The organism is Derxia gummosa DSM 723, assembly GCF_000482785.1.
GTDB lineage: Bacteria > Pseudomonadota > Gammaproteobacteria > Burkholderiales > Burkholderiaceae_E > Derxia > Derxia gummosa.
Genome location: NZ_AXWS01000014.1, coordinates 130,152 through 150,422, shown reverse-complemented (window position 1 = coordinate 150,422; position 20,271 = coordinate 130,152). Strand labels below are relative to the sequence as shown.

Below are 20,271 nucleotides of genomic sequence, written 5' to 3'. Positions count from 1 at the left end.
AAACGGTTGTTGACGACTAAAACGATAGGCGCAGGCGCCTCCCGCGTCATGCCGCCGCGAGCCGCGCCGCCATGTCCGCCTTGCGCGCGACGAGCTTGTCGGCCAGCGCCTCGCGCCCGCCGCAATCGCGCACGACGGCGCGGATCGCGTCATCGGGGATGGCGGTGACCACGCGGATCGCGGCGCGCAGGTCGTCCTCGCTCATGTCGCCGAACAGGCGGCGCGCGTGGCGGTTGTCGGGATCGGCGCGCAGGCTGTCCAGCTCGCCGACCGTGGTGCCGAAGGCGCTGCCCTTCGGGTCGCCGAGGGCGCGGAATTCGAGCGCGCCGCCGACGTCGAGCGTGAGCACGCGGCCGCCCGCGACGCCCTGGTTGTCGCCATTGAAGCCGGCGGCGTCCCAGTTGGCGGTCCAGGCGTGCACGCCGAGCCAGCGCTGCGCCTCGCGGCGCTCGGCCTCGTCGAGCTGGGCGATCGTCTTCTTGTCGAGCGGCACGAACACGGTCGCGATCTCGTCCGGTGAAAGCGTTTGCACGTAGTCGAGCGTCGGCGCGCCGGCAAGGCGGTAGAGCTGGGCCGCGAGCCATTCGTTGCGCGCGTGGGCGGGCGTGTCGAGCGTCTTGATGTAGTAGCGACTGCCGTCGTCGGCCTCGAACACGGCGGCCGGATTGCTGCCGAGCTGGCGGCCGACGCGGCGCAGGCGGGTGGCGTCGAGCGGCGGCGGGACGATGGCCGACGTGGGCGTCGTCGCGGTTGCGGGCGCTGTCGTGCCGGTGGCGGCTGCCGGCGCGGCGGGCGCGCGCGGCGTGGAAGCGGGCGCGCGGCTCACGGCAGCGGCCGCGCGCGGCGCACGACGGCGAGCTGGCCCGGCGTCTCTATCGCGCCGTGGCGCGCGCGGCGCACGGCGCGGATCGCCTGCTCGGGCTCCATGCCCAGTTCGGCCAGCAGGCGCGCGGCCATCATCCCGGCGCGGCCGAGGCCGCCCTTGCAATGCACGACGATGCTGTCGCCGGCGCGCAGCAGGGCGCGGATGTGGGCGCCGTGCACGAGCCAGTCGCGCTCGAAATGCTCGGTCGGCACGCCGTAGTCGGCGATCGGCAGATGGCGCCAGTCGAGGCCGCGCCGGCGCACTTCCTGGCCGAGCAGCGGCACGCGCAGTTCGAGCAGCTCGTGCGGCTCGACCAGCGTGAGCACGAGCCGCGCGCCCCAGGCCTCGATCACGTCGAGGTCGAGGCCGAGATCGCGCGCCCAGGCGCCGGTGGCGGCGGCCTTGTCGTGCTTGCCGGGGCAGAAGGTGATGCCGATGCGGCCGTGATCGGCGCAGGCGCGGACTTCGGCGATCTGGAGCGGGTGGGTGAGGCTGGTGCGGGCTGCCATGGATGTTCTCGCACGGAGCGGGGGAGGAGCGGGGATGCTGCCATGACGGCCGACGTGGTGCCCTGATCCCGGCAGGGTCGTGCAGATGGCGATGGGTGGCATCACCGCAGGCCCGCCACCTCCGCCAGCCGCGCCACCGACTTCCGCGCTTCCTCCGCCGACGTGAAGTTCGCGAAGCCGAGCAGCAGGCCGCCGTCTTCGGCGCCGCTTCCGTCGTCCGTGTCGCCCGTACCCACGCGCCAGTCCCCCAGCGCCTGCACCGCCAGCCCCCGCGCCCTTGCCTCGGCGGCGATGCGCCGGTCGTCCCGCCCCGCCGCCAGCCGCGCGAGCAGATGCAGCCCGCCCGCCTGCGGCGCCACCCGCCAGCCCGGGCCACCGGTCGGCGCCGGCGTGTCGGTCGGCACCGCCGGGCCAGCCGAAGCGGGCTCGTCCGCCGGCACCACCGCCTCAGCCTCAGCCAGCGCCTCGGCCAGCCAGCCGCGCCGCTCGGCGTACAGCGCCCGCATGCGCCGCAGATGCCGCGCGAAATGCCCTTGCGCCATGAAGTCGGCCACGCTCGCCTGCGTCGCCACCGGCCCCGGCCCGTGCAGCGTCTGCGCCGCCGCCGCGAAGCGCCCGACCTCCGCCGCCGGCACCACGAGATAGGCCAGCCTCAGCCCCGGAAACAGCAGCTTGCTGAAGCTGCCCGCGAACAGCACGCGCCCGTCGCGGTCGAGGCTGGTGAGCGCCGGCAGCGGCCGGCCGTGGTAGCGGAACTCGCTGTCGTAGTCGTCCTCGATGATCCAGGCGCCCGCGCGGCTCGCCCAGGCAAGCAGCGCGAGTCGGCGCGGCAGGCTCAGCGCCACGCCGGTCGGGCTCTGGTGCGCGGGCGTCACCACCGCGAAGCGGGCGCGCGGTGCCAGCGCCTCGCCGGCCGCCACGTCCAGCCCTTCGGCATCGACCGGCACCGGCGCGAGCTTCAGCCCGGCCAGTTCCAGATGCCGCCGCGCGAACGGATAGCCCGGGTCCTCGAACCAGCCGCCCTCGCCCGGCCGCAGCAGCGCCCGGCAGACCAGGTCGAGCGCGGCGCGATAGCCCGCCGTCACGAACACCTGCTCCGGCGCGCAGGCGATGCCGCGCGCGATGCCCGCGTGGATGGCGATCGCGCGCCGCAGCGGCGCATGCCCGGCCGGATCGGGATGGCCCATGGCCGCGACGTCGAGCGCGCGCGCCTGCCGGCCGGCGATGCGCGCCCAGGTCTTGCGCGGAAAGGCGTCGAGCGCCGGCAGGCCGAGCTGGAAGGGCAGGAGCGTGGCCGATTCGATGCGCGGCTCGACGGACGGGATCAGGCGCGGCGAAGCCGGTGCGGGCGCGATCGGAAGCGGCGAAGCCGGGGCAGGCGCATCGGGCGGCGTCGGGTCGAGGGCCGTGCCGGTGGCCGTCACGCCGGGGGCGGCGATGGCCCCCGGCGCCCGCGCCGCGCCCCGATTGGCCCGCGCCCAACCCGCCACGCCCGGCGCCACGAAGCTCCCCGCCGGCCCGCGCGCGGCGACGAAGCCCTCCGTCGCCAGCACCTGATAGGCCAGCTCGACCGTGCCGCGCGACAGGTGCAGTTCGCTCGCGAGGCTGCGCACCGACGGCAGACGCGCGCCCGGCGCGAGCTGCCCGGCCGCGATCGCCTCGCGGATGCGCCGGCAAAGGCGCAGATGGATCGGCCCGTCGCCGGCGGCGGGGGCGAGTGGCGCCTGTGGCATCGGCATGTCCTGGTCATTCGTGCGTTTCTTGGCCCTGTCGGCCGGGACATGAGCTTCCTAGAGTGCCCGCAGCGCAGCAAGCCGCCGCGCCTGCCCTTGGAGACCACCTTGACCGCGCTGCGCCTGCCTTATCCGACCCTCTCGCCCGAGGCCTATCAGGGCTTCATCGCCACCAAGAAGGCGCTCGCGCACAGCAGCCTCGGCCGACCGCTGGTCGAGTTGGTGTACCTGCGCGTCTCGCAGATCAACGGCTGCGCCTTCTGCCTCGAAATGCACAGCGCCGCGCTGCGCGAGGGCGGCATGCCCGCGCCCAAGCTCGACGGCGTGGCCGGCTGGCGCGTGAGCGCGCATTTCAGCGACCGCGAGCGCGCCGCGCTGGCCTGGGCCGAATCGCTCACCGACGTGGCGCGCACGCATGCGCCCGACGAGGACTTCGCGCCGCTGAAGGCGCATTTCAGCGATGTGGAAATTGCGGACCTCACGTTCGCGGTCGCGCTGATGGGTGCGTTCAACCGGCTGGCGATCGGGATGCGGCAATAGCTGGCCGGCTCGCCGCCAGCGCCCCGAACCTCGGGTCGATTCCGCCAGCGCCTCACGCATCGTCCGGCAGCAGCCTGCCTTGCTGCGGATCGGGCGGCCACGTCCCGGCATCCCGGCGCGCCTGAAACCAGCGATGCATGGCCGCATCCTCGACCGCGTACTCGCCGCGCGCCGATTTCCACACCAGGGCCGGCGTGCGCTGCCGGAGCGATTCCAGCGCCTTCTGCGCCTGCTGCACGCTCACCGGGCGCCCCAGCTTGTCACGATAGAAGCGCAGCGCCTCGGCGTCATACGGGCGAAAGCGCGGCCCCTGGTCGAGCATCCGCCACAGCAGCACCTGCTCGGTCGGCTTGAGGCCCAGATAGTCGGATTCCATCTGCGCTTCATCCTGGGCCTGCTGGTCGCGCGCCGCCTGTTGCAGCGCCGGCTCGAAGCGCCCGCTGTGACCCGACAGGGGGCTGAGCACCGCCCCCATCGCCGCCATGAAGAACTGGGGCCGATGGCCGAAAGCGGCAAACGCCTCCTGCAATGCCGCCCGGTCCACCGGCACAAGATCGGGCCGCTGGGCCTCGACCAGCCCGGCCACGTGGGCGATGAAACCGGTGTCGAGCGGCGGCAGCGCCTGGATCTGCGAGCCATAGAACGGCGCCCCCGCATTGACCACCAGACGCAGCAGCTTGTCGCGGTCGGAGCCGGACATCACGAGCATCAGGTTCACCCGGCCCGGCTGATTCATCTGGTCGCGCGCCGATTTGAGCGCCGTCATCGCCGCCTCGCCCGCCTCGCTGGTCAGAGCGTGCTGGGCTTCGTCGATGATCAGCGCCACCGGCTTGCCCGCCGCCTGTTGCAGGCTGCGCAGGGCGTCCACCAGGTTCAGGCCGTCGATCTGGCCGATCTTGCCGGTGTCGATTTCAAGCGCGCCGGCGACCTTCACGGCTTTCAGGCCGGCCTTTCTGGCCGTCCGGGCCACCAGCCCCAGATGCGCCTCCAGCGCCCGGGCGATGGCCTCGGCAATCAGGGTGCCGGGGTCGCGGCGGGTGTCGGCCCAGAGGTCCACGTACACCACCTCGACGCCAGCCTGTTGCAGGGCAGGCGCCAGATCGCCTTGCAGGAAGGTGCTCTTGCCGGTGCGGCGGGGCGCGGCGAGGAACAGGCCGTTGTGCGCGTCGCCGAGCAGGGAGCGGCCCTGCAAGGCCAGCACGAACTGTTGCGCGAGGTCGGCGCGGTGGTACGTGATCAGGCGATTGCCTCTTCTTGTCTCTGATGGGGATGCTTTATCCAGATCGAGATAAAACGGGATAGTCGGGCTTGCCGGCGGGGATGGGCGGCAACGACAGCGCATGCAAGATTGGGCTGAGCGCGACGCAGCGCACCCGCATGTGGATCACATGCACGCCTTCGCTCGATTCGATCTGTGTGGCCGCGTCGGTAAACACAGCGCCGCGAGTGTGCCGCGCTGGCCTTGGCCGAATCGCTCACCGACGGTGGCGCGCACGCATGCGCCCGGCGAGGACTTCGTGCCGCTGAAGGCGCCTTTTAGCGATGCGAAGATTGCGGATCTGAGCTTCGCAGTGGGGTTGATGAGAGCGTGTAACCGGTTGGTAGTCGGGATGCGGAATAGGCTGCGCCAATTGCCAGTTAAAACGCTGTCAGTCGTGATCTGGTGCCAGTGCCGATAGCGTCGATCTTGTGGAGGTCGATGCAATGCTGCTGTAGATGGGAGTGTCAGGGCACGGACTTCGGCCACTTTAAGTGGTGTAGGTGAACGCAGACAGGCTATTGAAATCATGACGCCTCCACTAATTACACCTACCTCTATGACGGCTTAGAAAGAGTTGATTGTCTTCGGTTGAGGAGTTGAGCATCACCTTTGGTCTTGATAAAGCTCTTATGCAGCCTCAAACGTAAGGGATGCTCATATTTCACGCCTTAGGCGCAACGCCGCCTTTTCGACCCAGGCCGAATCCGACTCGGTATAAATCTGGCATGTCAATTCTTCCATCCTTCTTTGTCTCAATTAATCCCAGTCGTTGCAGGTCGTCCCGAATTCCATCCCAGCCTCTGTCAGTGTGCTGTGCCGGAAGTCGGTCCGAGTCGGCGCTGCTGAGCCCGTGAGGGAACTTTTCCGACCAGCGGGTAACCAGTTCTGAGTAGTTGCAAGGCACATTTAGCGCCCGCAGTGTATTCAAAATATCGGTGACCCAAGGATAATCCTCGGCGACTTCTGCTACCCGTATGTCTGAGGCCTTTTGTATACCTCTCTTAATGCTCTCAAAATGTAGCGCGAACTCATGGCTTGGATAGCGTTCCTCGGAATCTTCTGCCGCCTGGCGGATCGCAGCAAGAAAAGATCGCGGCGAGGTTTGGCCTCGCCCATCTGCTAGGTGACCGATTGACCACGTATAAGGGATGCCGCGTCTTCTGTCTCGCCCCATCCATGGCCCCGCAATTTTTTCGAAAGCTATTTTTTGGGCGCCAGACTCTCTCTTCATATCGTCTGGAAGCTGCCATCGGCCATCGGAGAAGCTTGCGGAGCAAATCTCTCTGATTATTTGCCCCCCAGGGTCAGGTGCTGATGCCAATCGTTGCCAGAGTAGTCCATGAAGATCGTGTCTTGCCCATGATAGTTCTGCTTTGGTTGCAAGCAATTTTGATGCGTCTGGGAAATTGAAGACGGTTCTCTCAGCTTGGTCTTCGCGCAAGAATACTTTCGCATACAACCCAGGATGCGTCTTAAGCCACAGAACAGCTCTCAATAAGCCCCTGACGATGTTGTCCATTTGTTGCCAATCGGCGCTGGTGCGATCCAGTGCGTCAAAAATAATTAATCCTCGCCAAGATCGAGGTTGCTGCATGAGATTGACTGCGGCCTCTGGCTTTTCTTTTAGCCATGTGACAGTGGCATTCCAATTTTCCATTGGAATTGATATGTTGGAAACCTTGCTGACCCAGCGCAAAATAACGGCTCGCCATATGTCATAAGGCTCTGTTCCGGCGGCAAGCGATTTGGCGAGTGCATCTGCATTTGGAAATTCAGGGGATTCTTTGCTTGCAAATCCGGTGTGAATAACAACGTTATCAAGCTCGCGCAGGCTCGATCGAAGAGTTTTTCGAAGGCTGTCAGACTGAAGTGCTGCTGTCCAAAAAGACTTGCCGACGCCGCGGCCACCAACAACGACATGCGCGTCTAATCGAAGCGCCTTCATATGAGACAGTGGCGCGTAAATGGTGTCAGGTTGTGGGGTTTCGCCGTGATTGCTGGTCTCGAGAGGTGCGTCGAGAATGGCCTTTCGAACAGCAGTAGCATCAGTCATGGGGAGGGGTCAGTTCCAAGGTGTCATTCACACCGGTGATAATGGCGCCGAAGAGTTGATTAATCAATTGCTTGTCAATCACCGCAAGTCGGCCGGCTAGCGAACTTAGAGCAGCAAAGCTCCGGTGCCATCTTATTTCCCAAGGTGAATGAGGGGCATACGGGTCAGATTCTTCGAAATGAAACCTGTTAGCTGCCGGTTCACCTGCTGGTACGGCATCATAAAGCAATGAGAATAGATCTGCTGCATGTTCCCGCAGGCCGATCACATACTCAACTTCTTCTGTCTCAGGGATAAGTGCTCCAACTAGCTGTAGACGTTCGCGTATGGTGGTTGCTGCATTTCGTTGCAACCAGTGCTCGAAGAGTATTTGATAGCCAGACCAAGTTTGACTGCCGTCCACCGCAAATAACAAAATAAGCTTTGCGCCCAAGTCTGTTAGGCAGGTGGATGCCACCTCATCGATTCCCGCGCGAGAGTCAAGCAGGATTACATCTGGATTTGTCTTGAGTTCCAGTTCGTTGATTAGGCGATTAAGACGTTCAGACCAACCTTCTTTTTTTCCAGTTTTGGAGATTTTGGGCATCCAAATGCGGCCCAGCTTCGAAATGTAATCCCCGGGTTCTGCTCCATGTGCTGGTGTGACAAATATCTCGCCATCTCTGGCTAAGTCGCTCGTCGCGATCATGGATTCAATAACAATCTCGGTGTTGTCTACGAGATCTTCGAGAAGCCAATCGGTCACCCCGAATTTAGGTTGGCGATCTTCTGGTAGTAGAGAGGTAGAAAGGCCAGGGGATTCCAAATCAAGGTCTACAATGAGAACGCGCTTGCCTTCTTGTGCTAAAGACCATGCGAGTGCAGAAAGGGCGGTAGATCGCCCGACTCCCCCTTTGATTGAATAGAATACTATGCGAGGTGCGCCATTTGAAATCGGGGCAATTTTTTCCCAGCAGCTTTCTGTGGCTAGTCGATCGGCGACCCACACATTTGCAAAGCTGGTTAATTGAAATACAGTTGCATTTTGCTTTGCCTGTTCGAGCGTCGTTTCATATAGGAGCATGTTGCTTGGAGTAAATGCGTGCGGTCCGAGAGCATTAGATAGCTCGCTTGCAACAGCCTCCGCTTCTTGAGTGATTGATTGCGCTCCATTGTCATATGTTTCTTGCGCGTCTTCTGGAATGATTAGTCGTATGCGGCCATAAAGGTCGCGGTTGACTAGCATCCACGGGAGTGTGTTGATCCAGTCGCTGTGGGCAATAAATACATTGCTCACAATTTCCAGTGTTTGGTCAAATGTAGTCATGGAAGCAGTCCTTCGGTACGCGCTTTTTTTACTAATTCGGCTACACTATTGCAACCGGATTTGTGTGTGGCTGCAATGGCTTCATTAAAACTTGCTTGTCCTGCATATCTCTGTGAAATGGTCCAGTTTTCGAAGGGATTTTCTGATGATAGAGCATATTCAGTTCCGGCGTGATGGCCTGTCCGATAGCTTTCAAAGCGCGCCCATATCGCATTGATATGGTCCCGATCCTCTCTTTTTGCAGGCGCGTCGGTTTGTGGATTTATTTCCATTCCGAATGCTTGCATCAATGCTTTGAGGCCGCATTCTGCTGCTACGCCGTACAGATGATCTGCATTGGCCCAACGGCTCTGTTCAAACAACAGGCCTGCATCATGGGTATGACGAGTGTGGGCATCTTGAAAATCAGATTTCATTCTTAGTGTCCTTTGTATTGATCATCGAAAACTTTGTCGACCCTCACTCCACGGTCACGCTCTTGGCGAGATTCCGCGGCTTATCCACATCCGTCCCCCGCGCCGTCGCCGTGTGATACGCCAGCAACTGCAACGGCACCACATGAAGAATCGGGCTGAGCGCCCCGTAGTGCTCCGGCATGCGGATCACATGCACGCCCTCGCTCGATTCGATCTGCGTGCCCGCATCCGCAAACACGTACAGCTCGCCGCCGCGCGCGCGCACTTCCTGCATGTTGCTCTTGAGCTTTTCCACCAGCGCGTCGTTGGGCGCGACGGTCACGACGGGCATCGCCGCCGTCACCAGCGCGAGCGGGCCGTGCTTGAGTTCGCCGGCCGGATAGGCCTCGGCGTGGATGTAGCTGATTTCCTTCAGTTTCAATGCACCTTCAAGCGCGATCGGGTAGTGCATGCCGCGCCCGAGGAACAGCGCGTTCTCCTTGCGCGCGAACTGCTCGGCCCAGGCAATGATCTGCGGCTCCAGCGCGACCACGCTCTGCACGGCGGCGGGCAGGTGGCGCAGCGCCTTGAGCGCTTCGGCCTCGGCGGCCGCGTCGAGCCGGCCGCGCGCCTTGGCAAACAGCAGCGTCAGCAGGTACAGGCCCACGAGCTGGGTCGTGAAGGCCTTGGTCGAGGCCACGCCAATCTCCACGCCGGCGCGGGTGATGAATTGCAGGCTCGTCTCGCGCACCATCGTGCTGGTGGCGACGTTGCACACTGCAAGCGTTTGCGTCATGCCGAGCGACTGGGCCTCGCGCAGCGCGGCCAGGGTGTCGGCGGTCTCGCCCGATTGCGAGATCACCACCACCAGCGTGGCCGGGTCGGTGGCCGGGTCGCGGTAGCGGAACTCGCTCGCCACTTCCACATTGCAGGGCACGCGCGCGATCGATTCCAGCCAGTAGCGCGCCACGCAGCCGGCGTAATAGCTCGTGCCGCAGGCGAGGATGAGCACCCGCTCGATGCCCTTGAACGGCTCGGCGTCCGGCGCGAGGCCGAGCAGTTCCGGCCCGATGCGCTCGACCGCCTGGAGCGTGTCGCCGATGGCGCGCGGCTGCTCGAAGATTTCCTTCTGCATGAAGTGGCGGTAAGGGCCCAGTTCCACCGCCGCCGTGTACGCGGCGATGGTGCGCACCTCGCGCCGCACTTCCTTGCCCTCGGCGTCGAAGATCCACACGCGGCCGAGCTGCACGTCGATCACGTCGCCGTCCTCGGCGTAGATGAACTGGTCGGTCGTGCCGGCGAGCGCGAGCGCGTCGCTGGCGAGGAAGTTCTCGTTCTTGCCCAGCCCGATCACGAGCGGCGAGCCGCGCCGGGCGCCGACCACGCGGTGCGGTTCGTCGCGGCAGATGACGGCGATCGCGAAGGCGCCGGTCAGCTCGGCCACCGCGCGCTGCACGGCGGCGAACAGGTCGCCGTCGTAATAGCTGTCCACCAGGTGGACGATGACCTCGGTGTCGGTCTGGCTGGCGAACACATAGCCGGCGGCCTTGAGGCGGGCGCGCAGCTCGTCGTGGTTCTCGATGATCCCGTTGTGCACGAGCGCAATCCGCGCGCCGGCCGGGCCGTTGCTGAAGTGCGGATGGGCGTTGTCCTGCGTGGGCGCGCCGTGCGTGGCCCAGCGCGTGTGCGCGATGCCGGTGAAGGCGTGCAGCTCGCGGGTCTGCTCGTCCAGCTCGGCCACGCGGGCAACGGAGCGGGCGCGCTCCAGGCCGCTGCCGGTGTGCACGGCCACGCCGCAGGAGTCGTAGCCGCGGTATTCGAGCCGCCGCAGGCCCTCGACCAGCAGGGGCACCACATCACGCTGCGCGACCGCGCCGACGATTCCGCACATCTCAGACTCCATCAGGAAGAAAAGCGATAGCGGATGCTATCTGGGCGGGCGGGAAACAGGCTTTCTGAATAGCGGCTGGAATGAAAGAATGTTCCGCTACTGTTTTCGAGAGAAAGATTATTTCATGAGTGAGCCTGCCAACACTTCCGGTGACGCCGATGGCGAGCAGCCGCTTGCCCCTTTCGCCGCGCCTACGCCGGCCCGACCGTCCGCCGCGCCGGAACCTCCGGCCGTCGCGCTGGACGCAATCGACCTCCGCATCCTGGGCGCGCTTCAGGACGATTGCTCCCTGACCAATCAGGCGCTTGCCGATCTCGTCCATGTTTCGCCGCCGACCTGCCTGCGCCGCGTGCGCCGTCTGGTGGAAACGGGTGTGATCGAGCGTCGCGTCGCCCTGCTGTCGGCCGAAAGGCTCGGCGCGGGGCTGACGGCGATTCTCGAAGTCACGCTCGACCGCCAGACCGCCGAGGCCTGGGAAGCGTTCGAGGCGCGCGTTGCCGCCGAGCCTGCCGTGCAGCAGTGCTATCGCGTGACCACCGGACCCGATTTCGTGCTCATCGTCCAATTGCCGGACATGGCCGCGTATCACGCTCTGGTGCATTCGGTGTTCACGGCGGAGGCCAACGTGCGCAACGTGCGCAGCTTCTTCAGCGTGCGGCGGAGCAAGTTCGAGCCGAGGCTGGCGCTCGGTCGCGCGAGCTGAGCGTCCGTCCGTCGGAGGCAAGCGGCGCGCGGCCGGTGCTTGGTCGAATCGTTGCGGTGCAGCACCGACAATGCGCCGGCCCCTTGTCGTCGCCGTCGGTGCGCGCGCCAGACCTTCCCCAGAACACGCCAATGACCGCTGCTTCCGTCCGGGCCAAGACCGCTGCTCCCACCCTCATCGGCATCCAGGCGCTGCGCTTCGTCGCGGCCATGCTGGTCGTGGTGATGCACGGCTCTCAGATGGCCGCCGAGCGTCTCGGCGCCGAGGGCAGCCGGCATGACTACTGGGTGTTCGGCGCCTTCGGCGTGCACATCTTCTTCGTGATCAGCGGCGTGGTGATGGCCCTGAGCACGCGCGACTGGCGCCCCGGGCCGGGCGTGATCCAGCGCTTCATGGTGCGTCGTGTCATCCGCATCCTGCCGATGTACTGGCTCGCCACCACGCTCAAGCTGGCCTCGGTGCTGGCGGTGCCGGCGGCGGCCCTGCATACCGACCTGAGCTTCGGCCATCTGTCGCTGAGCTATCTGCTGGTGCCGCATCAGGATTCCTTCGGCGAGCCCTTCCCGCTGCTCGGCGTGGGCTGGACGCTGTCCTACGAGTTCTTCTTCTATTTCGTGTTCGCCGCGCTGGTGGCGCTCGGGCTGCCGCTGATCTCGACCTCGTTCGCGCTGTTCTTCCTGATGAACGTGGCCGACCAGGTGTTCGACCTGCGCGATCAGCTGACCTTCTTCCGGCTGTTCTCGCCGCTGCTGTTCGAGTTCTCGGCCGGGCTGATCGTGGCGCGGCTGCTGCTGTCGGGCTGGCGCCTGCCGGCGCCGCTGGCGCTGGGCGCGGCGGTGCTCGGCTTCTACGGTGCATACAACTGGGTGATCGGGCCGCTCGGCTTCTGGCACAACCTCCAGAACAGCGTGTGGGCCTTCCTGGTGGTGATCGGCGTCACCTCGCTCGAACCGCTGATCGGCCGCCACATTCCGCGCTGGTTGCGGCTGCTGGGCGATGCCTCGTTCGCGCTCTACTTGTTCCACCCGTTCGTGATGGCGGGCGGCGCGCTGTTCGTGAAGCTGGGCGCGCGCACGCCGGCCACGGCGCTGATCGCGGCCTCGCTGCTGAGCGTGCTGCTGTCGGTCGCCATCTACAAGTTCGTCGAGCAGCCGATGACCGAATGGCTGCGCCGCCGCGTCGAGCCGCGACGCCCGCCTTCGGCACCGGCGCCCGACGGCGGTCACGCCCGTGCCGAGACGGGCCGCGCGCCCGCCGACACGCCGCGCGCCTCGGGCGACGCGCCCAAGCCCGGCTCGCGCCCGGCCTGAACACTTCCTTCCCTCCACCGATCCCACGGAATCCACGCCCATGAGCGCCGGCGGAAAACGCCCCTTCATCTACCTCGTCTGCCCCTACGCCCCGATGGGCGGCGGCATGTACAAGGTCATGGACTACCTCGTCCAGGCCCAGCACCAGTATCCCGGCTCGCCCGAGCTGCGCATCCTCGATTCACGCGGCGGCGGGCGGGTGTGGTTCACGCCGCTGGTGCTGATCCAGGCCTTCCTCAAGCTGTTCTGGAACCGGCTGCTCGGCAACATCGCCGGCGTGCATGTGAACGTGGCCGAGCGGCTCAGCGTGGTGCGCAAGGGGCTGATCATCGTCGTCGCGCATCACATCGGCCTGCCGGTGGTGCTGCATCTGCACGCGGCCCAGCTGCATCACTTCTACCGGGGCGTGCCGGGCTGGGCCAAGGCGCTGATGCGCTATGTGTTCGCCTGCGCCAACGAGGTGGTGGTGCTCGGTCATGCGGGCAAGCGCTTCGTGGTCGAAGACCTCAAGGTGCCCGAGAGTCGCATCAGCATCCTCATCAACGGCGTGCCCGGCCCCGCGCAGCGGCCTGAGCCGCGCCGGCATGACGGCCCGGTGCACATCGTGTTTCTGGGCAACCTGCTGGAGCGCAAGGGCGTGACCGACCTGCTCAATGCGCTGGCGCGGCCCGAACTCGCGAACCTGAACTGGAAAGCCACCTTTGCCGGCGGCGGCGAGGTCGAGAAGTACCGCGCGGCCGTGGCCGAGCGCGGCCTGCAGGACCGCGTGAGCTTTCCGGGCTGGCACAACCAGGAGCAGGCCGGCGCGCTCGTCTCGACTGCCGACGTGCTCGCGCTGCCTTCGTATGACGAGGGCCTGCCGCTGGTGATTCTCGAAGCGCTCGGCCGCACGACCGCCGTGCTCTGCACGCCCGTGGGCGAGATTCCGGATGAACTCACCGATGGCAAGAACGCCGTGTTCGTGACGCCGGGCGATGTGCCGGGCATCGCGGCGGCGCTGGTCGATCTGATCAACGACGCCGACAAGCGCATCGCGCTCGCCATCGCGGGCCGCGAGCTGTACGAGCAGCGCTATGCGATGGGCGTGTTCTTCCGCAACGTGCTCGCGATCTACCGCCGCCACTTCGACCGCGAGGCCTTCCCGCCCGCGCCGCTTCCCGTCTGAGGACCGAGCCGTGATCGAAAACGCCAACACAGTCGCACACGACAGCACGCTCAAGGCCGATGTCTGCATCGTCGGCACCGGCGCGGCGGGTGTGAGCCTCGCGCTCAGCCTGCTCGACACCGGGCTCGACGTGATCCTGCTCGAAGCCGGCGGCGACAAGGAAGAGGCCGACACCCAGTCGCTCTACAACGGCGAGACGGTGGACGAGGCCATGCACTGCCCGCCCGACAAGTACCGCCAGCGCCGCTTCGGCGGCTCGACCACGATCTGGGGCGGTCGCTGCATTCCCTTCGACCCGATCGACCTCGAAGCCCGCCCGTGGATCGCCAACAGCGGCTGGCCCGTGAGCTACGAGGAAGTCGCGCCCTATTTCGGCCCGGCCACGCGCATCTCCGAAGCCGGCGAGAACGACTACGACGGCCGCACCGCCTTCGGCGCCAATCCGCCCGAGATGTTCAAGGGCTTCAAGAGCAAGCGCGTCACGACCGACACGCTGGAGCGCTTCTCGCTGCCGACCAACTTCGGCGCGCGCTACCGCCACAAGCTCGCGGCGGCGAAGAAGCTGCGCCTGTTCACCTACGCCAACGCGATCGGCCTCGACCTGAACGCCGAGGGCACGAAGATCCGAGCGGTGCGCGTCGGCACGCTGGCGGGCAAGCGCTTCACCGTCGAGGCCACGACCGTCGTGCTCGCGACCGGCGGGCTGGAGACGCCGCGCCTGCTGCTCGCGAGCCGCGAGGTGCACAAGAACGGCATCGGCAACGCGCATGACGTGGTCGGCCGCTACTACCAGTGCCACATCGCCGGCAACGTGGGCGAGCTGAAGATCAACGGCCCCGTGAGCGACGTGCGCCACGGCTACGAGCTGTCGCCGGAAGGCATCTACTGCCGCCGCCGGCTCGCGTTGCGACCCGAGGAACAGCGCAGGCTCAAGGTGGGCAACCTCGTCGCGCGGCTGCACTTCCCGACCATCATCGATCCGTCGCACCACATCGGCGTGCTGTCGGGGCTGTACATGGCGAAGTTCTTCATCAGCTACGAGTACAGCAAGCGTTTGCATGGCGGCGACAAGCCCACCGTCGGCAGCTATCTCGCGCATGCCCGCAACATCGTGTTCGACAGCTTCGACACGCTCGGCTTCCTGTGGCACTGGGTGCGCAAGCGCACGCTGGCCACGCGCAAGTTCCCGTCGGTCATCCTGCGCAACAAGACCAACCGCTTCAGCCTCGAAGTGCACGGCGAGCAGGAGCCCAACCCCGACAGCCGCGTCACGCTGATGGACGACCAGCTCGACCCCTTCGGCATGCCGCGCATCCGCATCGACTGGCGCTACACGCCCAAGGACATCGAGACCGTGCGCATCACGCTCGACGTGATCGCGGAGGAACTCAAGCGCACCGGCATCGGCACGCTGACGTACAACCCGGCCACGCTGGAGCAGGAAGTGATGCGCTACGGCGCCTACGGTGGCCATCACGTCGGCACGACGCGCATGGGCGACGACCCGCGCACGAGCGTGGTCGACCGCGACTGCCAGGTGCATGGCGTGGACGGGCTGTTCATCGCGAGCAGCTCGGTCTTCCCGACCTCGTCGCAGGCCAATCCGACGCTGATGATCGTCGCGATGACGCTGCGGCTGGCCGACCATCTCAAGGCGCGCCACGGCGTTGCCGGCGCGACCCTCGCCGGCCAGCCCGCGCGCGCCACGGCCGCGCCGGTGGAGCTGCCGGTGGCTGCGCGCGGCGCGCTGCCGGGCGGGCAGGGCGCGCTGGCCTGATCAACAACGGCCGGCGCATGACGCCGGCCCGACCGCCCGGCCGCCTCGCGCCGGGCGCATGCACATGCCCGCGCGCGCAAGGCCGCGCCGGGCCGAAGGAGCAGAACAGATGCGGGTTCTCGTGATTGGCGCCAGCGGCTACATCGGCAGCCGGCTGTGCGAACTGATGCGGCTCCAGGGGCCGCAATGGGAAGTGGTGGCGGCGGTGCGCAGGCCGCGCGCCTCGCTGCGCGTGAGCAGGCAGATCACGCTCGAAGCGACCGACCCCGCCCAGGTGGCGGCGGCGCTCGCCGACGTGGACGCGGTGGTGAACTGCGTCGCGGGCGATGGGCATTCGATCGAGGCGGGCGCGCGGGTGCTGTTCGACGCGGCGCTCGCGGCGAAGCACAAGCCCATCGTCGTGCACTTCAGCACCATGGCCGTGTACGGCTCATCGACCGGCCTCGTGCGCGAGAGCGACGAACTCAAGGCGGACATCGGCTGGTATTCCGAAGTGAAGGTCAAGGCCGAACTGATGGCGCGCGACTTCCACAACAAGGGCGGGCGTGTGGTGATCCTGCGGCCGGGCATCGTGTACGGGCCGGGCAGCGAGCTGTGGATCGGCCGCACCGGCCGCTGGCTGCGCGCGGGCCGCCTGGGTGACATCGGCGAGCTGGGCGATGGCATCTGCAACCTCGTGCATGTGGACGACGTGTGCGCGGCGGTGCTGGCTTCGCTCACGCGGCGCGAGGCGATCGGCGAGGCCTTCAACCTCGCGGCGCCGGGGCCGGATACCTGGAACCGCTTCTTCGCGCGGCTCGCGGTGGCGATCGGCGCGACGCCGTTGCAAAGGCTTTCGGCGCGGCGCGTGCGCTTCGACAGCAAGCTGTTCGGCCCGCCGCTGAAGATCGGCGAGATCGTGTTCAAGAAGCTCGGGCTGAAGGTGGCGGGCTGGCCGGAGCCGATTCCGCCGTCGGTGTTTGCGGTGTGGCAGCAGGACATCGTGCTGTGCCCCGACAAGGCGACGCGGCTGCTGGGGCTGCGGTGGACCAGCGACGACATTGGCGTGCGGCAGTCGGCGGAGTGGTTCGTGCAGCGGTATCCGGCGGCGGCTTCGGGGCGGCGCGCGGCGGTCTGATTTTTTGGGTTGTGTCGCGGAGCGGGGAGGGGCGCGGGCGGGGTGGCTGGAGCGGCCTCGCGCTGTGCGCGAGGCTTCCCTCGCTGCCTTCGGTAGCTCGCGGGCCCGGCTTGCCAACTCAGCCCGGCGTAGCCGGGCTTCAAACAGGCAAGCCTGAACGGCCTGCGGCCGTTCTCCCGCGCCTACCTCGTACGCTCGGCGCTCCAGACGCCCCGCCCGCGCCCCTCCCCGCTCCGCGACAACGTTAAGGTTCGACGGCTGATGGGGCCGCTGCGCGGCCCTTGCATGGGCTCGGGCGATGTGCGGGACTGTTGAATGCAGTCGCAGTCGCAGTCGCAGTCGCAGTCGCAGTCGCAGTCGCAGTCGCGAAGAGCAGGCTCAACGTCAGGCTCAGGCGAGTGAGCAAGCAACCCACCCACCAATCAGTCGACGCGTGGCACGAGCCCGAGGGCCGCACAGCGGCCCAATGGGCGTCAACGCAGCGCGGAGGGGTGGGGTGGGGTGGGGTGGGGATGAGCGGGGCGCGGGGTGACTGGAGCGGCCTCGCGCGATGCGCGAGGCCGCTCCAGTCACCCCGCGCCCCGCTCATCCCCACCCCGCGCCGGACCCCTCACAAAGCCCTCAGCCCTTCTTCTTGACCGGCCGCTGCCACCCCTCCCGCGCCACCTGCGTCTTCCCGTTGAGGATCAGCGCATTCGCCGGCGTGTCGCGCCAGACGGTGGTGCCGGCCGCGACGGTCGACCCCGCCCCCACCGTCACCGGCGCCACCAGCTGCGTGTCGCTGCCGATGTGCACGTCATCCTCGATGACCGTGCGGTGCTTGTTGGCACCGTCGTAGTTGCAGGTGATCGTGCCGGCGCCGATGTTGACGCGCGCGCCGACGGTCGCGTCGCCGATGTAGCTCAGGTGATTGGCCTTGCTGCCGTGGCCGAGCTGGCCGTTCTTCACCTCGACGAAGTTGCCGATGTGCACCTCGTCGCTCAGCTTCGTGCCCGGACGCAGCCGCGCGTAGGGCCCGATGACAGCGCTTGCACCGATGGCCGCGTCTTCCAGATGGCAGAAGGCATCGACGCGCGTGCCGGCGCCGACCGTGACGTTGCGCAGCACCGCGTAGGGGCCGACGCGCACGCCGTCGGCGAGGCTGACCGCGCCTTCGAACACGCAGCCCACGTCGATGAACACGTCGCGCCCGCACACCAGCGTGCCGCGCACGTCGATGCGCGCCGGGTCGGCCAGCGCGACGCCGCGCTCCAGCAGGTCGGCGGCGAGCTTGTGCTGATGCACGCGCTCCAGCGTCGCGAGCTGGACGCGCGAGTTCACGCCCTCGATCTCCCAGTTGTCGTCGGGCTGGGTCGATTCGATCGCGATGCCTTCGGCGACGGCCATGCCGATCACGTCGGTCAGGTAGTACTCGCCCTGGGCGTTGTCGTTGCGCAGGCTGGCGAGCGCGCGGCGCAGGAAGGGCGTGGGCACGACCAGCACGCCGGTGTTGATCTCGGTGATGGCGCGCTCGTCGGGGCTCGCGTCCTTGTGCTCGACGATGCGGGCGATGGCGCCGCCCTCGCGCACGATGCGGCCGTAGCCGGTCGGGTCGCCGAGGTGGGCGGTGAGGATGGCGAGCTTGTCGCTGCCGGCCAGGGTGACGAGGCGCAGCAGGGTGTCGGCGCGGGTGAGCGGCACGTCGCCGTAGAGCACGAGCGTGGGCGCGGCGTCGTCGAGTTCGGGCAGGGCCTGCATGACGGCGTGGCCGGTACCGAGCTGCTCGGCCTGGATGGCCCAGCGGATGGGCGTGGGGTCGGTCGCGGCGGTCGGCGTGGCGCTGCTTGCGCTGGCCGCGCCGGGCGCGGGCGGGCTGCTTGCCGTGCCGTCGTCGAAGGCCGTGCGCACCAGCTCGCCGCCGTGGCCGATCACGACCGCGAGCCGGCCCGGCGCGAGGCCGCGCGCGGTGTCGAGCACATGGCCGAGCAGGGGCTTGCCGGCGAGGGTGTGCAGCACCTTGGGCAGATCGGAGTGCATGCGTTTGCCGCGTCCTGCGGCGAGGACGACGATGTTCAGCGCGGTGGTCATGGCGGGAGGCTTGCGGAGGTGGAGCAGGCGCGCCGCGCGAGGGCGGCGGGGAATGCGCGCCGGCGCGGGCGACGCGCCGCGCGCATCGGCCCGCGCCGGTGGCGGGTGCGGGCGAGTCTAGCAGCGGGGTCGGCGCGGCCGCGCCGCCCGACCGTCCGGTTTCAGCCGCGCGCCAGCGACGCGCGCATGCGCGTCGACAGCCGTTCGAGCCGGCCTTCGAGCCAGACCCGCAGGCGCGGCGTGTGACGTTCGCCGATGGCCCAGAAGCCGAGGCAGGCGGCGATGAGCACGCCCATCAGCGAGAAGCCGAAGGCCACGCCCGCCGCGTCGAACTCCACGTAACGGTCGCCGTAGCCGACCGCGGTCAGCAGCACGAGCAGCAAGGGCACATGGAAGGCGTACACCGAGAAGCTCACGCTCGCGAGCCGCTCGGCCGCGTGCGCGACCGGCGTCCACAGCGGCCGGCCGAAGCGCGCGAGCAGCAGCAGCACGAGCGTCGTGCCCAGACCCGTGAGCAGGTCTGTGCGCAGATAGCCGTCCTCCCAGCGCGCCGGCAGCCAGGCGAGACCCGCCGCGAGCAGCACCGCCGTGCCACCGATCAGCGTCGACCAGTAACCGCGCGAGCGCACCGCCGGCAGCGCCGCCAGCCTCAGCACCGCCGCGTGGGCGAAGGCGCCGAGCATCCACACGCCGAAGCGGCCGACGAACATCCAGTGCTGGCGCGTGCGCAGCATCAGCCAGCCCGCGAGCAGCGCCAGCAGCAGCCAGCCGACGCGGCGCCGGCCCACGCCGATCACCAGGCAGGGGAAGACGAGGTAGTACCACCACTCGTTCGGCAGGCTCCACAGCGGCGCGTTGGTCGGCATCAGCTCGGTGAAGGGCTGGAGCAGGAAGAGGTGGGCCAGCACGCGCAGCGGTTCGAAGGCGTCGGCGGTCGCCATGCCCCAGTAGAAGTCGGCGCGAAACAGCACCGGATCGCCGGCCTGGAGCGCGCCGATCGCCCAGGCCGCCATCAGCGCCGTCAGCGTCGCCAGCAGCGATACCGGCAGGATGCGGGCCATGCGCGCCGCCAGATAGCGGCGCCAGCAGAAACTGCCCGCCCGTTCGCGCGCCAGCATTGGCCCGCCGACGAGAAAGCCGCTCAGCACGAAGAACACCATCACCGCGCCGTGGCCCGCGTTGGCGAACAGCACCATCGCCTGCTGGTACCACTCGGCATAGCTGATGGCATCGGCATGCTCGGGCACGCCGAGCGCGAGGATCGCCACGTGATGTGCCAGCACGACCAGCGCCATCGCGCCTCGGATGAGGTCGAGCCAGGCCGCGTAGCCGACGGAAAAGCCCGCTAGCGCGGGCGCGGCGACGGCGGCGGTCGCGCGCTGGGGAGTACTCATGTTCTTGGTCTGTCCTGATGCGATCGCCAGTGTCTTCAGGCCTGCCGACGCCTGCCGCGCGGTGACGATTTCTTGCAGCATCGTGAATTTTGTCACCTCGTGGGAGGTGGTTCGCACTGCCTTGCCCGCCGGCCGTCGGCGTCATGGCGCTGTGTGTCCGGTGCGGTGGCGGACGGGCGCGCCGC

Annotated in this window: 16 protein-coding genes; 6 read left to right on the top strand and 10 right to left on the bottom strand. The window is 67.2% G+C overall.

Going from position 1 to position 20,271, the window contains the following annotated elements; translation table 11 throughout:
- Nucleotides 1-46: 46 nt before the first annotated feature.
- The 3 genes from H566_RS0114150 to pdxR form a co-directional block, all read right to left on the bottom strand.
- Entirely contained in the window at nucleotides 47-826 is a 780-nt protein-coding gene (locus H566_RS0114150) for a hypothetical protein (protein WP_211238094.1), read from the bottom strand.
- Nucleotides 823-1,374, bottom strand: coding sequence for a cyclin-dependent kinase inhibitor 3 family protein (locus tag H566_RS0114145; RefSeq protein WP_028311945.1), 552 nt, complete (start codon nucleotides 1,372-1,374; stop codon nucleotides 823-825). Before H566_RS0114145 ends, H566_RS0114150 begins: the two co-directional genes overlap by 4 nt.
- Before the next feature lie 101 nt (nucleotides 1,375-1,475).
- Nucleotides 1,476-3,107: a MocR-like pyridoxine biosynthesis transcription factor PdxR gene (gene pdxR, locus H566_RS0114140; RefSeq protein ID WP_028311944.1), complete on the bottom strand. Its 1,632-nt coding sequence runs from the start codon at nucleotides 3,105-3,107 to the stop codon at nucleotides 1,476-1,478.
- Nucleotides 3,108-3,215: 108 nt separating this feature from the next.
- Between pdxR and H566_RS0114135 the strand changes: the two genes are divergently transcribed.
- Nucleotides 3,216-3,647: a carboxymuconolactone decarboxylase family protein gene (locus H566_RS0114135; RefSeq protein ID WP_028311943.1), complete on the top strand. Its 432-nt coding sequence runs from the start codon at nucleotides 3,216-3,218 to the stop codon at nucleotides 3,645-3,647.
- A 52-nt stretch (nucleotides 3,648-3,699) separates the two neighbouring features.
- On the opposite strand, the gene H566_RS25220 is transcribed toward H566_RS0114135, so the two are convergent.
- The 5 genes from H566_RS25220 to glmS form a co-directional block, all read right to left on the bottom strand.
- On the bottom strand, nucleotides 3,700-4,848 hold the full coding sequence (locus H566_RS25220; protein WP_235840020.1) for an AAA family ATPase: 1,149 nt from the start codon (nucleotides 4,846-4,848) through the stop codon (nucleotides 3,700-3,702).
- Nucleotides 4,849-5,569: 721 nt separating this feature from the next.
- Complete coding sequence (locus H566_RS28450; protein ID WP_084545166.1) at nucleotides 5,570-6,961, bottom strand: hypothetical protein; 1,392 nt, start codon at nucleotides 6,959-6,961, stop codon at nucleotides 5,570-5,572.
- Nucleotides 6,954-8,267, bottom strand: a complete 1,314-nt coding sequence (locus H566_RS28445; RefSeq protein WP_084545165.1) for a ParA family protein — start codon at nucleotides 8,265-8,267, stop codon at nucleotides 6,954-6,956. The genes H566_RS28450 and H566_RS28445 overlap by 8 nt, the downstream gene beginning before the upstream one ends.
- Nucleotides 8,264-8,683 (bottom strand): SAM-dependent methyltransferase, encoded by a 420-nt coding sequence (locus tag H566_RS28440; RefSeq protein ID WP_084545118.1) that lies wholly within the window; start codon nucleotides 8,681-8,683, stop codon nucleotides 8,264-8,266. The genes H566_RS28445 and H566_RS28440 overlap by 4 nt, the downstream gene beginning before the upstream one ends.
- Nucleotides 8,684-8,726: 43 nt before the next feature.
- A complete protein-coding gene (glmS, locus tag H566_RS0114125; RefSeq protein WP_028311942.1) occupies nucleotides 8,727-10,553 on the bottom strand; it encodes a glutamine--fructose-6-phosphate transaminase (isomerizing) in 1,827 nt (608 codons plus the stop codon).
- Nucleotides 10,554-10,641: 88 nt separating this feature from the next.
- On the opposite strand from glmS, the gene H566_RS0114120 reads away from it, so the two are divergent.
- From H566_RS0114120 to H566_RS25205, 5 genes are all read left to right on the top strand, one after another.
- Nucleotides 10,642-11,256, top strand: coding sequence for an Lrp/AsnC family transcriptional regulator (locus H566_RS0114120; RefSeq protein WP_342668729.1), 615 nt, complete (start codon nucleotides 10,642-10,644; stop codon nucleotides 11,254-11,256).
- 131 nt (nucleotides 11,257-11,387) lie between these two features.
- Nucleotides 11,388-12,566, top strand: coding sequence for an acyltransferase family protein (locus H566_RS0114115; RefSeq protein ID WP_028311940.1), 1,179 nt, complete (start codon nucleotides 11,388-11,390; stop codon nucleotides 12,564-12,566).
- A gap of 40 nt (nucleotides 12,567-12,606) precedes the next feature.
- Nucleotides 12,607-13,731 carry a glycosyltransferase family 4 protein gene (locus tag H566_RS25215; protein WP_051378777.1) on the top strand — a complete coding sequence of 375 codons (1,125 nt, stop codon included), beginning with the start codon at nucleotides 12,607-12,609 and terminating at the stop codon, nucleotides 13,729-13,731.
- Between the two features lie 10 nt (nucleotides 13,732-13,741).
- A complete protein-coding gene (locus tag H566_RS25210; RefSeq protein WP_084545116.1) occupies nucleotides 13,742-15,508 on the top strand; it encodes a GMC oxidoreductase in 1,767 nt (588 codons plus the stop codon).
- Nucleotides 15,509-15,617: 109 nt separating this feature from the next.
- Nucleotides 15,618-16,625, top strand: coding sequence for an NAD-dependent epimerase/dehydratase family protein (locus H566_RS25205; protein ID WP_051378776.1), 1,008 nt, complete (start codon nucleotides 15,618-15,620; stop codon nucleotides 16,623-16,625).
- 621 nt (nucleotides 16,626-17,246) lie between these two features.
- Here H566_RS25205 and glmU read toward each other — a convergent pair.
- Together glmU and H566_RS27535 are read right to left on the bottom strand one after the other, a co-directional pair.
- Nucleotides 17,247-18,680: a bifunctional UDP-N-acetylglucosamine diphosphorylase/glucosamine-1-phosphate N-acetyltransferase GlmU gene (glmU, locus tag H566_RS0114095; protein ID WP_028311939.1), complete on the bottom strand. Its 1,434-nt coding sequence runs from the start codon at nucleotides 18,678-18,680 to the stop codon at nucleotides 17,247-17,249.
- Nucleotides 18,681-18,853: 173 nt separating this feature from the next.
- The gene (locus H566_RS27535; protein ID WP_169732538.1) at nucleotides 18,854-20,086 is read right to left on the bottom strand and encodes an acyltransferase family protein; all 1,233 of its coding nucleotides are present in this window, start codon (nucleotides 20,084-20,086) and stop codon (nucleotides 18,854-18,856) included.
- Nucleotides 20,087-20,271 lie beyond the last annotated feature (185 nt).

Excerpts from the sequence above, each read along its gene's own strand:
- H566_RS0114145 (WP_028311945.1), bottom strand. The coding sequence starts at position 1,374 with ATGGCAGCCCGCACCAGCCTCACCCACCCGCTCCAGATCGCCGAAGTC.
- pdxR (WP_028311944.1), bottom strand. The coding sequence starts at position 3,107 with ATGCCACAGGCGCCACTCGCCCCCGCCGCCGGCGACGGGCCGATCCAT.
- glmS (WP_028311942.1), bottom strand. The coding sequence starts at position 10,553 with ATGTGCGGAATCGTCGGCGCGGTCGCGCAGCGTGATGTGGTGCCCCTG.
- H566_RS25205 (WP_051378776.1), top strand. The coding sequence starts at position 15,618 with ATGCGGGTTCTCGTGATTGGCGCCAGCGGCTACATCGGCAGCCGGCTG.
- H566_RS27535 (WP_169732538.1), bottom strand. The coding sequence starts at position 20,086 with ATGAGTACTCCCCAGCGCGCGACCGCCGCCGTCGCCGCGCCCGCGCTA.
- H566_RS0114120 (WP_342668729.1), top strand. The coding sequence starts at position 10,642 with ATGTTCCGCTACTGTTTTCGAGAGAAAGATTATTTCATGAGTGAGCCT.
- H566_RS28440 (WP_084545118.1), bottom strand. The coding sequence starts at position 8,683 with ATGAAATCTGATTTTCAAGATGCCCACACTCGTCATACCCATGATGCA.
- H566_RS28445 (WP_084545165.1), bottom strand. The coding sequence starts at position 8,267 with ATGACTACATTTGACCAAACACTGGAAATTGTGAGCAATGTATTTATT.
- H566_RS25215 (WP_051378777.1), top strand. The coding sequence starts at position 12,607 with ATGAGCGCCGGCGGAAAACGCCCCTTCATCTACCTCGTCTGCCCCTAC.
- H566_RS28450 (WP_084545166.1), bottom strand. The coding sequence starts at position 6,961 with ATGACTGATGCTACTGCTGTTCGAAAGGCCATTCTCGACGCACCTCTC.
- H566_RS0114115 (WP_028311940.1), top strand. The coding sequence starts at position 11,388 with ATGACCGCTGCTTCCGTCCGGGCCAAGACCGCTGCTCCCACCCTCATC.